Origin of the sequence: Streptomyces sp., from assembly GCF_031178505.1 — a bacterium.
Classification (GTDB): Bacteria; Actinomycetota; Actinomycetes; order Streptomycetales; family Streptomycetaceae; genus Streptomyces; species Streptomyces gulbargensis.
Genome location: NZ_JAPSIW010000127.1, coordinates 1 through 12303, shown reverse-complemented (window position 1 = coordinate 12303; position 12303 = coordinate 1). Strand labels below are relative to the sequence as shown.

The 12303-nt window shown below is 74.1% G+C and carries 12 protein-coding genes; 3 read left to right on the top strand and 9 right to left on the bottom strand.

Features of this window, described 5'->3' with window-relative positions; translation table 11 throughout:
* A partial coding sequence (locus RIF68_RS11975) for an oxidoreductase (protein WP_309051179.1) occupies positions 1-829 on the top strand: 829 nt, incomplete at its 5' end.
* Positions 830-906: 77 nt separating this feature from the next.
* On the opposite strand, the gene RIF68_RS11970 is transcribed toward RIF68_RS11975, so the two are convergent.
* Positions 907-2190 (bottom strand): adenylosuccinate synthase, encoded by a 1284-nt coding sequence (locus RIF68_RS11970; protein ID WP_309051178.1) that lies wholly within the window; start codon positions 2188-2190, stop codon positions 907-909.
* 142 nt (positions 2191-2332) lie between these two features.
* Here RIF68_RS11970 and RIF68_RS11965 point away from each other — a divergent pair, with 142 nt between their 5' ends.
* Together RIF68_RS11965 and RIF68_RS11960 are read left to right on the top strand one after the other, a co-directional pair.
* Positions 2333-3142, top strand: a complete 810-nt coding sequence (locus tag RIF68_RS11965; protein ID WP_309051177.1) for a diacylglycerol kinase — start codon at positions 2333-2335, stop codon at positions 3140-3142.
* 99 nt (positions 3143-3241) lie between these two features.
* Entirely contained in the window at positions 3242-3811 is a 570-nt protein-coding gene (locus RIF68_RS11960; RefSeq protein WP_309051176.1) for an EF-hand domain-containing protein, read from the top strand.
* A 20-nt stretch (positions 3812-3831) separates the two neighbouring features.
* Here RIF68_RS11960 and RIF68_RS11955 read toward each other — a convergent pair whose 3' ends face one another.
* The 8 genes from RIF68_RS11955 to RIF68_RS11920 all read right to left on the bottom strand — a co-directional run.
* Positions 3832-5025, bottom strand: coding sequence for a cytochrome P450 (locus RIF68_RS11955; protein ID WP_309051175.1), 1194 nt, complete (start codon positions 5023-5025; stop codon positions 3832-3834).
* A 99-nt stretch (positions 5026-5124) separates the two neighbouring features.
* Positions 5125-5790, bottom strand: coding sequence for a response regulator transcription factor (locus tag RIF68_RS11950; protein WP_309051174.1), 666 nt, complete (start codon positions 5788-5790; stop codon positions 5125-5127).
* Positions 5787-7103: a histidine kinase gene (locus RIF68_RS11945; protein ID WP_309051173.1), complete on the bottom strand. Its 1317-nt coding sequence runs from the start codon at positions 7101-7103 to the stop codon at positions 5787-5789. Before RIF68_RS11945 ends, RIF68_RS11950 begins: the two co-directional genes overlap by 4 nt.
* A 142-nt stretch (positions 7104-7245) precedes the next feature.
* The gene (locus RIF68_RS11940) at positions 7246-8115 is read right to left on the bottom strand and encodes a prolyl oligopeptidase family serine peptidase (RefSeq protein WP_309051172.1); all 870 of its coding nucleotides are present in this window, start codon (positions 8113-8115) and stop codon (positions 7246-7248) included.
* A 102-nt stretch (positions 8116-8217) separates the two neighbouring features.
* Positions 8218-9420 carry a kynureninase gene (gene kynU / locus RIF68_RS11935; protein WP_309051171.1) on the bottom strand — a complete coding sequence of 401 codons (1203 nt, stop codon included), beginning with the start codon at positions 9418-9420 and terminating at the stop codon, positions 8218-8220.
* Positions 9413-10273: a tryptophan 2,3-dioxygenase gene (locus tag RIF68_RS11930; protein ID WP_309051170.1), complete on the bottom strand. Its 861-nt coding sequence runs from the start codon at positions 10271-10273 to the stop codon at positions 9413-9415. Before RIF68_RS11930 ends, kynU begins: the two co-directional genes overlap by 8 nt.
* Positions 10274-10603: 330 nt before the next feature.
* The gene (locus RIF68_RS11925) at positions 10604-11017 is read right to left on the bottom strand and encodes a DUF3151 domain-containing protein (protein WP_309051169.1); all 414 of its coding nucleotides are present in this window, start codon (positions 11015-11017) and stop codon (positions 10604-10606) included.
* Between the two features lie 83 nt (positions 11018-11100).
* A partial coding sequence (locus tag RIF68_RS11920; RefSeq protein ID WP_309051168.1) for an MFS transporter occupies positions 11101-12303 on the bottom strand: 1203 nt, incomplete at its 5' end.

Below are 12303 nucleotides of genomic sequence, written 5' to 3'. Positions count from 1 at the left end.
GAGCAAGGTCTGGCTGATCACGGGCGCCAACAGCGGCTTCGGGCGCGCCTTCACCGAGGCGGCCGTCGCCGCGGGCGACGTGGTGGTCGCCGCCGCCCGCCGCACGGAATCCCTGGACGACCTGGTCACCGCCCACCCGGACCAGGTGGACCCGGTCGCCCTGGACGTCACCGACCACGCGGCGATCGACCGGGTGGTGGAGGAGCTGGTCGAGCGGCACGGCCGGATCGACGTGCTCGTCAACAACGCGGGCCGCACGCACGTGGGCTCGGTCGAGGAGACGGCCGACGAGGAGCTGCGGTCCCTCTTCGACGTGCACGTCTTCGGGCCCGCCGCCCTCGTCCGGGCCGTCCTGCCGCACATGCGGGCCCGCCGCTCGGGGGCGATCGTGCAGCTCAGCAGCGTCGGTGGACAGATGTCGATGGCGGGCTTCGGTGCCTACAGCGCGACGAAGTTCGCCCTGGAGGGCATGTCGGAGGCGCTGGCCGCCGAGGTCCGGCCGCTCGGCATCGACGTGCTGATCGTGGAGCCCGGCGCCTTCCGGACGAACCTCTTCGGCAACCACAGCCTCAGCGGCGACTCCATCGCCGACTACGCCGGGACGGTCGGCGCGACCCGCGACTACGTCCTCACCGGCGGCGGCACGCAGGAGGGCGACCCGGCGAAGGCCGCGGCGGCGGTCCTCGCCGCCCTGGACGCGGAGGAGACCCCGCTGCGGCTGGCGCTGGGGGACGACGCCGTCGACACGATCCTCGGCCACCTGGAGCAGGTGCGCGGGGACCTCGCGGCCTGGGAGAAGACCGGCCGGGACACGAAGCTGGACGCCTGACGGAGGGCGGACGCGGAAGGGCCCGCAGCCCCGGTGACCGGGGCGGCGGGCCCTTCCGCGCGTACGTCCGCGCGCTTCTAGAGGAAGGAGTTGATCTCGATCGTCTCGGTGCGGCCGGGGCCGACACCGATCGCGGAGATCGGGGCGCCCGACATCTCCTCCAGCGCCTTCACGTACGCCTGCGCGTTCTTCGGCAGGTCGGAGAAGGTCTTCGCCTTGGTGATGTCCTCGGACCAGCCCGGGAGCATCTCGTAGACCGGCTTCGCGTGGTGGAAATCGGTCTGCGAGTAGGGCAGCTCCTCGACGCGCTTGCCGTCGATCTCGTACGCGACGCAGACCGGGATCTGCTCCCAGCCCGTCAGCACGTCGAGCTTGGTGAGGAAGAAGTCGGTCAGACCGTTGACGCGGGTGGCGTACCGGGCGATGACCGCGTCGAACCAGCCGCAGCGGCGGTCACGGCCGGTGGTGACACCGCGCTCGCCGCCGATGCGGCGCAGGTCCTCGCCGTCCTGGTCGAACAGCTCGGTCGGGAACGGGCCGGCGCCGACACGCGTGGTGTACGCCTTGAGGATGCCGATGACCCGGGAGATCTTCGTCGGGCCGACGCCCGTACCCGTGCAGGCACCACCGGCGGTCGGGTTCGAGGAGGTGACGAAGGGGTACGTGCCGTGGTCGACGTCGAGCAGGGTGCCCTGGCCGCCCTCGAACAGGACGACCTTGTCCTCGTCGAGCGCGTTGTTGAGGATCAGGGTGGTGTCGGCCACGTAGGGCTTGATCTGCTCCGCGTACTGGAGCATCTCCTCGACGATCTGGGCCGCGTCGATGGCCCGGCGGTTGTACAGCTTGGCGAGGAGCTGGTTCTTCGACTCCAGCGCCGCTTCGACCTTCTGGGTGAGGATCGACTCGTCGTAGAGGTCCTGGACCCGGATGCCGACGCGGTTGATCTTGTCCGCGTAGGTGGGGCCGATGCCGCGACCGGTGGTACCGATCTTGCGCTTGCCGAGGAACCGTTCCGTCACCTTGTCGAGGGTGACGTTGTACGGCGTGATGAGGTGAGCGTTACCGCTGATCAGCAGCTTCGACGTGTCGATGCCGCGCTCGTTCAGTCCGCTCAGCTCGGAGAGCAGGACCGCCGGGTCGACGACGACACCGTTTCCGATCACCGGGGTGCACCCCGGCGAGAGGATTCCGGAAGGGAGAAGGTGCAGCGCGTACTTCTGGTCGCCGACGACGACCGTGTGGCCGGCGTTGTTGCCGCCCTGGTAGCGCACCACGTAATCAACGGATCCACCGAGCAGGTCGGTGGCCTTTCCCTTGCCCTCGTCACCCCACTGAGCACCGAGCAGCACAAGTGCGGGCACAGGCGTACACCCCTTCCGGGTGGGGCATGTCCAAGGTCAGGGGCATACGCCGCCTCACCGGTGTGCCCCGGAATAGACGAAGCCCCTGGCGCAATAGCGCAAGGGGCTCTTGCACAAAGATGCTACCCGAGGAAGGACCGAGGTGTCGGATCACGACCAGCTGCTGGTCATCGTCGACCCGGTCGCCCGCCGAAGTGACGGCGAGTCCGTACGGATCGCGAAGGATGTCCTGTCCGCCGGCGCGGAAGCGAAGATCTGCCTGCCGGACAGCCCCGAGGAATTCGTCCGGGCCCTCCAGCGGCGCGGTTCCCGGCGCCCCGTCGTCCTCGGCGACGACCGCGCGCTGCTGCGTGCGGTCACCCTGCTGCACCGGGAGCGCGAGCTCGCCGGGGCCGCGCTCTCCCTGGTCCCGATCGGCGCGCCGGAAACCCTCCGGACGGCCTACGCCCTCGGCGTGCCGCCGGGGCCCGTGGCGGCGGCACGGGCCGTCCTCGACGGCTCGGTACGCCACCTGGACCTGCTGGTCGACGACAGCGACGGGGTGGTCCTGGGTCACCTGCGGCTGCCCGCCGTGCCCGCCCCGGCCGCGGCCGCCCCTTCCGTGTGGGGCACCTGCCGCTCCCTCGTCCGTACGCTGGTCCGTCCGGCGCCCGTGGTGCCCGGGGCGCGCACCCACCGGCTGCGGGTGGAGGCCGACGGGGTGCTCCTCGCGGACGTGGGCGCGCCCGTGGCGGGGGTCTCGGTCCGCTCCGTGGGCGGTACGGCGGAGGTGACCGTCCACCCGCCCGTCGCCCCGCCGCACCAGGCCACGGCCCGGGTCCTGACCGTCTCGGGTCCCGACTTCCGCTACCGCGCCGACGGCCACGTCACCGGCCCCGTCCGCCGCCGGACCTGGACGGTCCGCGCGAGCGCCTGGGGCCTGACGCTGCCCCGGGAGGAGGCGGGGACGTAGCGGGCCGGCGTTTCCTCCGGGCCGGGTCCTCGTTGGCCCGCGTGGCGGGGCGCGCACCGGCGTCCCGCCTTCCCGCGCGCACATCCACGAGGAGCGGCCATGACCGACCGGGACTTCCTGACGGCGAAGATCGAGCACGGCTTCGACCAGCTCGACGCGAACGGCGACGGTGTCCTCACCGAGGAGGACCACGTGGAGATGGGCCGCCGGGTGGCGGCCTCCCTCGGCCACGCCGAGGACTCCCCCGAGGCCGAGCGGATCGTCCTCGCCTACACCGGCGTCTGGCGGGAGGTGCACCTGCCGTTCGTCCCGGCCGGCGCCCCGGGGATCGGGAAGGACCGGTTCGTCGCCTCGACCCGCACCCTCGCCGACGACCCCGGGGCCGCGCGGGCGACCCTGGGCCGGCTCGCCGAGACGTACCTGTCGATCGCGGACACCGACCGGGACGGCCGGATCAGCCCCGCCGAGTTCCTCGCCTTCCAGCGCGGCCACTTCCCCCGCTTCACCGAGGAGGAGGCCGCCGAGGCCTTCCGCCACCTCGACACGGACGGCGACGGCAGCCTGTCGCCCGACGAGTTCACGAACGCGGTCGTCGAGTTCTGGTCCAGCCAGGACCCGCAGGCCCGGGGCAACTGGTGGATGGGGCGCCTGCCGGGCGCACGGGACTGAGAGGGGCGGGCCCCGGCCGCTCAGACCTCCACCAGGAGTTCCCCGAAGCCCCGGATGACGTATCCCGGCTTCCAGGCCGGTTCCGCCGCGAGCCGCAGCCCCGGCGCCTGCCGCAGGACCTCTCCGAAGAGGGCGTGCAGTTCCAGGCGGGCGAGCGGGGCGCCGAGGCAGTAGTGGACGCCCGCGCCGAAGGTGACGTGCGGGTTGTCGGGCCGGGTGAGGTCCAGGTCGCCGGCGGTGGGGCCGAAGCGGGCCGGGTCGCGGTTGGCCGAGCCGAGGAGCAGGGCGACCTCCGCGCCGCGCGGCAGGGTGACGCCGCCGATCTCGATGTCGTCGAGGACCCAGCGCTCGAACATCTGGAGCGGGGTGTCGTACCGCAGAAGTTCTTCCACAGCTGTGGACAACTTTTCCGGAGCGGGATCCGGCCGCACCCCGTGGCGCAGGAGCGTCCACCAGCCGTTGACAGCCGTGTTCACGGTGGCCTCGTGGCCCGCGTTCAGGAGCAGCACGCAGGTGGAGATCATCTCCTGTTCGGTCAGCTCCTCGACCCCGACCAGCGCCGAGATCAGGTCCTCGCCCGGCTCGCGGCGCCGGCGCGCGATCAGCTCCCGCAGATAGTCGGAGAACTCGATCGAGGCCCGTACCGCCCGCCGGGCCGTCTCCTCGGAGGGGTTCAGCTCGAACATGCCGCAGATCGCCGCCGACCAGGGCCGCAGCCGGGCCCGCTCCTCGTCCTCCTCCGGTACGCCCAGCATCTCCGCGATCACCGCGACGGGCAGCGGCTCGGCGACGAGCGCCAGCAGGTCGCCCCCGCCCCGCGCGACCAGCTCCCCGACCAGCCCGGCCGCGAGCCGCCGTACCGCCGGCGCCAGCCGCTCCACCCTCGCCGGGGTGAACGCCTTCGACACGAGCCGCCGGACCCGGCTGTGGTCGGCGCCCTCCAGATCGAGCAGCCCGTGGTCGTTGAGGGTGTGGAACGGCTCGTAGGCCGGGTCCGGCGCCGCACGGCCGAACTCCTCGTGGGTGAAGCGGTGGGTGTACGTACGGCCCAGGCGCCGGTCCCGCAGCAGCGCCGACACGTCCGCGTGGTGCGGGATCAGCCACTGCCGGGTGGGGGCGAACCAGTGCGCGCGGCCGGTGGAGCGCAGCTCGGCGTAGGCGGGGTACGGATCGGCGACGAACTCCGGCGACCAGGGGTCGAAAGCAGCGTCCATGGACGGACGCTACCCACGACGGGCCCCGGGCGCGCCCCCGGCGCGGAGGCCCGGGCGGGGGCCGGTGCGAGATCCCCGGGGCAGGGCCCCGGCCGGGGCTCAGCCCCCGACCCGTACCAGCCGTGCCTCGTACGCGAAGACCGCCGCCTGCGTCCGGTCACGGAGGCCCAGCTTCACCAGGACCCGGCTCACATGGGTCTTGATCGTCGACTCGGCGACCACCAGGTGGTCGGCGATCTCGGCGTTCGACAGGCCCTGGGCGATCAGCACCAGCACCTCCGTCTCCCGCTCGGTCAGCTCCCCGATCCGGGCCGACGCCGTCGGCCGGGTCTGGTTCTCGGGGGCCTTGGCGAACTCGGTGATCAGCCGCTTCGTGACCGTCGGCGCGAGCAGCGCCTCCCCCGCCGCGACCACCCGCACCCCCTCCGCGAGCTGCCGGGCGGAGGCGTCCTTGAGGAGGAACCCGGAGGCCCCGGCGCGCAGCGCCTGGTACACGTACTCGTCCAGGTCGAACGTGGTGAGGACGAGGACCTTCGCGTCCGCGTCGGCGGCGACGATCTCGCGGGTGGCCTCGATGCCGTTCATCTCCGGCATCCGGATGTCCATGAGGACCACGTCCGGGCGGAGGGCGGCGACCTGGTCGACGGCCTCCCGCCCGTTCACCGCCTCCCCGACGACCTCGATGTCCGGCATCGCGCCGAGCAGGACCGAGAACCCCTCGCGGACCATGATCTGGTCGTCCACGATGAGCACCTTGACCGTCACTCCGGGGCCTCCTCACGGCTCACGGGGACGAAGGCCGTCACCTCGTAGCCGCCGTCGGCGGTCGGCTCGGCCGTCATCTCCCCGCCCAGCATCGTCACACGCTCCCGCATGCCGGTGATCCCGTGCCCCGCCCCCGGCGAGGGCTTCACCGTGCCGCGCGGCGGCCCGTTGACGATCCGCAGGCCCAGACCGCCCAGCACATGGCTCACCTCGACCTTCGCCACCGCGCCGGGCGCGTGCCGCAGCACGTTCGACAGGGCCTCCTGCACGATCCGGTACGCCGAAAGCTCCACGCCCTGCGGCAGCTCCCGCACCGCGCCCGTCACCGTCTTCTCCACCCCGAGCCCGGCCGCCCGCACGTTCTCCACCAGGGCGTCCAGGTCCGCGAGCGTGGGCTGCGGGGCGTCCGGCGCCTCGTAGTCCTCGGCCCGGACCACCCCGAGGATGCGGCGCAGCTCGGTGAGCGCGGCGACCGCGTTCTCCCGGATCGTGCGGAAGGCCTGCTCCAGCTCCGGCGGCGGGTTCTCCACCCGGTAGGGGGCGGCCTCCGCCTGGATGGCGACCACCGACATGTGGTGGGCGACGACGTCGTGGAGCTCCCGGGCGATGGTGGTGCGCTCCTCCAGGACGGTCCGCTTCGACCGCTCCTCGGCGGTGACGGTCCGCTCGGCGGTGACCTCCTGGCGGGCCTGGCGGCGGACCTGGACGACCGTGACGGCGAGGAGCGCGAGCGCGGAGGTGAACAGCAGCGGCAGGGTGTTGGAGCTCCTGCCCACGCCCAGGAGCATCTCCGCCAGGAGGGCGTACGCGGCGGTGACCAGCCACATCCAGCCGGCGGTCCTGGGCCGGGTCCGGGCGGCGGTCACGGCCAGGACGACGACATGGGCCGCGAAGACGTTCGCCGCCCACGGCCAGCCGTCCTCGAAGCCGGAGAGGACCCCGAGGAAGGGGACGGAGGCGAGCGACGCCCAGAAGGCGAGGACCGGCCGGATCAGGGTCATCAGGACGATCACCGGCGACGCGAAGACGTACAGGGCCGACGCCGGCCCCCCGTCCACACGGTCCAGCCCGATGGAGAGGACGATGAGGGCGAGCGCCCCCACCACGGCGTGCGGGACGTACCCGGTGTACGGGCGTATCCGCCTCGGTACGAAGCGGAGGCCGCCGCCCCCGGTGTCCACGCGCGGCAGCGGCCGGTAGGCGAAGGCGTCGTCGAAGAGTTCCTGGCGCAGCCCGCCGACCGCGACCTGGGCCAGGCGGTACTCGGGGCTGCGGCTCGTGTCGGAGGTCCGTGTGTCGGTCACGCAGGCCACCGTACGGGGACGGGCGAAGGCGGTCGTCCCGCTCGGTGCGGATCCTTCCGCCTCCCCCTTGAGGACTACCCGGCGGGGCGCCGTCCTCCCCACGTGCCGGGCCGCACGGGGAGCGGGGGCCCCGGGCCCCCGCTCGGGCGGTTCAGAACGCGAGCTGGGCGATCTCCTCGGCGACGACCGCGCAGGCGTCCGCCGCCGGGTCGATCAGCGGGAAGTGGCCGACGTCCTCCAGGAGCGTGAGGCCGACCGTCTCGCCCGCCCGGGCGGCCGCCTCGACGAAGGCGTCGGCGACGGCGTACGGGACGTCCCGGTCCTCGCGGCCCTGGACGACGGTGGTGGCGATGCCGGTCGGGAGCAGCGCCGCCGGGTCGGCGGACACGGCCCGCTCCTCGTACGCCTTCTCGCCGCCGAGGAGTTGGGTCACGGCTCCCCCGCACACGCCCAGCTCCACCGCGCGCCCGAAGTGGGCGATCGGCGCGAGGGCCACCACCCCGCGCAGCGGCGCCGGTTCCGGCAGCCGCCAGGGCGAACCGGGCGGCAGGACGTGCCGGGCGGCGGCCCACAGGGCGAGCTGGCCGCCCGCCGAGTGGCCGGTGAGCACGATCCGGTGCGTGTCGGCCTGCGGCAGGTGGGCCGCGGCGAGGGCCGGTACGGCGTCCAGGGCGGCGGCCACGTCGTCGAAGGTCTCCGGCCAGCGGCCGGCCACCGGCGCCTCCCCGCCCTGCCGGGGGATCGGGGAGCCGCGCCGGTACTCGACGTTGGCCACGGCGAAGCCGCGCCGGGCCAGGAAGTCCGCGAACGGGGTGACGTGCCGCCGGTCGTACGGCGCCCGCCAGGCGCCGCCGTGCAGGACCACGACGAGCGGGGCCCGCTCGCGCCCGTCCCGCGGGGCGTAGAAGTCGACGACCTGGTCCGGGTGCGCGCCGTACACGGCGGACGCGTCGGGGGCGACGGCCGGGTGCGAGAAGGCCGAGGCTTCTTCGGCGGCATCGCGCGCGGCGGGGTCCGGCATGCTGTTCCAACCTCCTGAGTACGGGGCCGAATTGGCCTGACCTGCGGGGACGGTACCAGGACCGGGGCCCCGCGGATCAGGCGGCGATTCGACCGCGCGCCCTCAGGCCGCCGGCTTGTCCAGCACCTCCGCGAGGATCCGCGCCGCGCGCTCCGCGTCCGCGAAACCGACGTACAGCGGAGTGAAACCGAAGCGGAGCACGTCGGGCCGCCGCAGGTCGCCGACGACCCCGCGCCGGATCAGCTCCGCCATCACGGCGGGCGCGTCCGGACAGGCCAGCGCGACCTGGCTGCCGCGCTCGGCGTGCGCCTCCGGTGTCACCGGGGTGACCCGGCCCCCGGGCACGTACGCCCGCACGCACTCCAGGAAGAAGTCCGTCAGGGCGAGGGACTTGGCCCGTACGTCCTCGATCCGCACCCCGTCCCACACGTCCAGCGCCGACTCCAGGGCCAGCATGGAGAGGATGTCGGGCGTGCCGACCCGGCCCCGGAGCGCGCCCTCGGCGGCCCGGTAGCCGGGGGTCATGGCGAACGGGTCGGCGTGCGAGTTCCAGCCGGGCAGCGGGGAGTCGAAGGCGGCCTGGTGGCGCTCGGCCACGTACAGGTACGCCGGCGAGCCGGGGCCGCCGTTCAGGTACTTGTAGGTGCAGCCGACGGCCAGGTCGACCCCGTGCGCGTCGAGCCCGACGGGCAGGGCGCCGGCGCTGTGGCACAGGTCCCAGACGGCGAGCGCGCCCGCCGCGTGGAGGGCGGCGGTGATCCCGGGCAGGTCCCGGAGCCGGCCGGTGCGGTAGTCGACGTGGTTGACGAGGGCGAGCGCCGTGCGGTCCCCGGCGGCGCCGGCGATCCCCTCCGGGTCGACGGGCACGACGCGGTGCCCGGTCAGCCGGGCGGCGGACTCGGCGATGTACCCGTCCGTGGGAAAGGTCGTGGCGTCGACCAGGATCTCGTCCCGGCCCTCCCCGGCGAGCCGGGCACCGGCGACGACCGCCTTGAAGACGTTCACGCTGGTCGAGTCGCCGACGACGATCTGCCCGGCGGCGGCGCCGACGATCGGGGCGATCCGGTCGCCGATCCGCTCGGGGGCGGTCCACCAGCCGGACTCGTCCCAGGAGCGGATGCGCAGCTCGCCCCACTCGCGGGTGATGACCTCGGCCATGCGGGCGGGGACGTGCGCGGGGAGCGCGCCGAGCGAGTTGCCGTCCAGGTAGACGGTCTCCTCGTCGAGCGTGAACTTCGCGCGGTGCGCGGCCAGTCCGTCGGCGGCGTCGAGCGCCTTCGCGCGCTGTGCGTACGACTCAGACATGGCTGCGGGCCGTCCAGAGCTCGGGGAACACGTTCTTCTGCGCGCGCTTCTCCAGCCACGCGACGCCCGCCGAACCGCCGGTGCCGGTCTTGGCGCCCATCGCGCGCCGGGTCGCCACCAGGTGGTCGTTGCGCCATCGCCAGACCAGTTCCGCGACGTCGCTGAGCGCCTCGCCGAGGCGGACCAGCTCGCCGTGGCCCTCGGGGTCGCCGTAGACCGTGGCCCAGACGGCCTCGACCTCCGCCGAGGGCTCGTACCGCTGCGACAGGTCACGGCCGAGCACGGCGGCGGGCACGGGCAGGCCGCGCCGGGCGAGGAAGCCGAGGGCCTCGTCGTACAGGCTCGGCTCCTGGAGGGCCTTCTCCAGCTCGGCGTGGACGCGCGGGGCGCCCCGGTGCGGCACCAGCATCGACGCGGACTTCTCGCCGAGCAGGAACTCCATGCGCCGGTACATCGCCGACTGGAAACCGGAGCCCTCGCCGAGGGCGCCCCGGTAGGAGTTGAACTGGGCCGGGGTGAGCTGGGAGAGCGGCCGCCAGGAGTGGTTGAGGGCCTCCAGCTCGCGCACGGACCGCTTCAGGGCGTCCATCGCGACCGGCAGACGGTCCTCGCGCAGGGCACGGCTCGCCGTCTCCCACTCGTGGACGATCACCGTGAACCACAGCTCCATGACCTGGGTGGTGACCAGGAAGACCATCTCGCCCGGGTCGTCCGAGCGGAGGTGCTGGAGGTGGGTGAGGACGTCGGCCTGGACGTAGTCCTCGTACGGCGTGGTGCCCGCGAAGTCGAGGTTCGGCGCGTCGGCGGCCGTACCGGCTCCGGAGGCATCGGGAGAACCTGGGAAGGTCGACATTTCTGTCTCCTCGATACGAACTACCGGGTAGCGGTCCGCTCCACCGTGCGCGGTCCCTCCGCGCGCCACGGACACCGTGCGGCGCGGAGGGGGCACGGGAGCCCCGGTCCCCTCGGGAGGCGTGCTGCAGCGCGCGCCGTCCCATGCGCATCATGACACGATCGACCCCCCGATGTAGATCCCTTCTTCGTCATACGGACACACGTTCGAGAGGTGGCGTGGGTCCGACCGAACATCCCCCTGCCGGGACGGCAGGGGGATGTCGTTCCGCGCGGAGGAGCACGGAGGCCGGACCAGGCCCGCGCGGCAGGGCGCGGGCTTCGCCGAGGGTCAGCCGAGGGTTTCGGCGGCCGTCTCCGAGGAGTCCCGCAGGAAGGCCGTGCAGCGCTCGTACTCGTCCTTCTCACCGATCGCGCCGGCGGCCCGGGCCAGGGCGTGCAACGCGCGGAGGAAGCCCCGGTTCGGCTCGTGCTCCCACGGCACCGGGCCGTGGCCCTTCCAGCCGTTGCGGCGCAGCGCGTCCAGACCGCGGTGGTAACCGGTCCGGGCGTAGGCGTACGACTCGACGACCCGGCCCGCCCCGAAGGCGTCGTCGGCGAGCTGGGCCCAGGCGAGCGAGGAGGTCGGGTACTGCGCGGCGACCTCCGCCGGCGCCGTCCCGTTCGCGAGCAGCTCGCGCGGCGCGGGCTCGTCGGGCAGATGGGTGGGGGCGGGTCCCCCCAGCAGGTTCTCATGGATGGCCATGGCCCCCAGTCTGCCTCAGCGGCGGCGGGCGGCGGCCCGTCCCGGCCACCGGGACGACCGGGCCGCGCCGGCGGACGGCCGCGTCACCCCCGCCGGTCCCCCGCGCCCGGGTCCAGGGGTGGCGAGGTCACGCCGCAGTGGACACGGCAGTCGGGGTGGCAGTCGGCGGGCAGGGCGGGGCGTAGGGCGGGGCGCATCGTCAGCCAGGCGAGGACGGCGCCGGCCACGAGGAGGCCCGCGCACATCGGCATCGCGCGGCGGAAGGTCGCCCCGAACTCGGCCGCCGAGCGGTACGCCTCCGGGCCCATCCCGGCCAGCAGCGGCAGCGCGGCCACCGCGAGGAGGCCGGCCGCCCGGGCCGCCGCGTTGTTGATGCCGCTGGCCAGGCCCGCCCGCCCCACGTCGACGGAGGCGAGGACCGTCGACGTCAGCGGGGCGACCAGCGTCGTCATGCCGAGGCCGAGCACCACCATGGCCGGCAGCACGTCCCGTACGTACGAGGCGTCCGGCCCGACCCGCAGCATCAGCAGCATCCCGGCGGCGCACAGCAGCGGCCCCACCGTCAGCGGCACCCGGGGCCCGATCCGCTCCCCCAGCGCCCCGGCCCGCGAGGAGAGCAGCAGCATCAGCACGGTCGTCGGCAGCAGGGCCGTACCGGCGGCGAGCGCCGAGTAGCCGGAGACCACCTGGAGCTGGAGGGCGGCCAGGAAGAAGAACCCGCCGAACGCCGCGTACACGGCCAGCGTCACCCCGTTCACCGCCGAGAAGACACGGGACCGGAAGATCGACGGCGGCATCATCGCCCGCTCCGCGCGCCGCCGCTCCACCCCCACGAACCCCGCCCCGGCCGCGAGGCCCGCCACCGCGGCCCCCCACGCCTCCGCGATCAGCGCGTACGTGACCAGGCCGAGCGCCGCCGCGCCGAGGACCGCGCCCAGCACGTCGAACCGGCCGTGCGCGGTCTCGTCCCGCGACTCCGGGACGTACCGCAGCGCCACCGGCACGCACACGGCGGCGAGCGGCACGTTCAGCAGGAAGACCCACCGCCAGCCCGGCCCGTCCACCAGCCAGCCGCCGACGAACGGCCCGACCGCCGCGCCGACCCCGCCGAAGCCGGACCACAGGCCGACGGCCCGGGCCCGGTCGTCCTCGTGGAATCCGGCCTGGATCAGCGCGAGCGAGCCCGGCGTCAGCAGCGCCCCGCCCACGCCCTGGAGCCCGCGGGCCGCGACCAGCACCCCGGCGTTCGGGGCGAGCCCGCGCAGCAGCGAGGCCAGCGCGAACCA

Coding starts and splice junctions, on each gene's coding strand:
- RIF68_RS11930 (WP_309051170.1), bottom strand. CDS start 10,273: ATGTCGACCTTCCCAGGTTCTCCCGATGCCTCCGGAGCCGGTACGGCC.
- RIF68_RS11960 (WP_309051176.1), top strand. CDS start 3,242: ATGACCGACCGGGACTTCCTGACGGCGAAGATCGAGCACGGCTTCGAC.
- RIF68_RS11940 (WP_309051172.1), bottom strand. CDS start 8,115: ATGCCGGACCCCGCCGCGCGCGATGCCGCCGAAGAAGCCTCGGCCTTC.
- kynU (WP_309051171.1), bottom strand. CDS start 9,420: ATGTCTGAGTCGTACGCACAGCGCGCGAAGGCGCTCGACGCCGCCGAC.
- RIF68_RS11925 (WP_309051169.1), bottom strand. CDS start 11,017: ATGGCCATCCATGAGAACCTGCTGGGGGGACCCGCCCCCACCCATCTG.
- RIF68_RS11955 (WP_309051175.1), bottom strand. CDS start 5,025: ATGGACGCTGCTTTCGACCCCTGGTCGCCGGAGTTCGTCGCCGATCCG.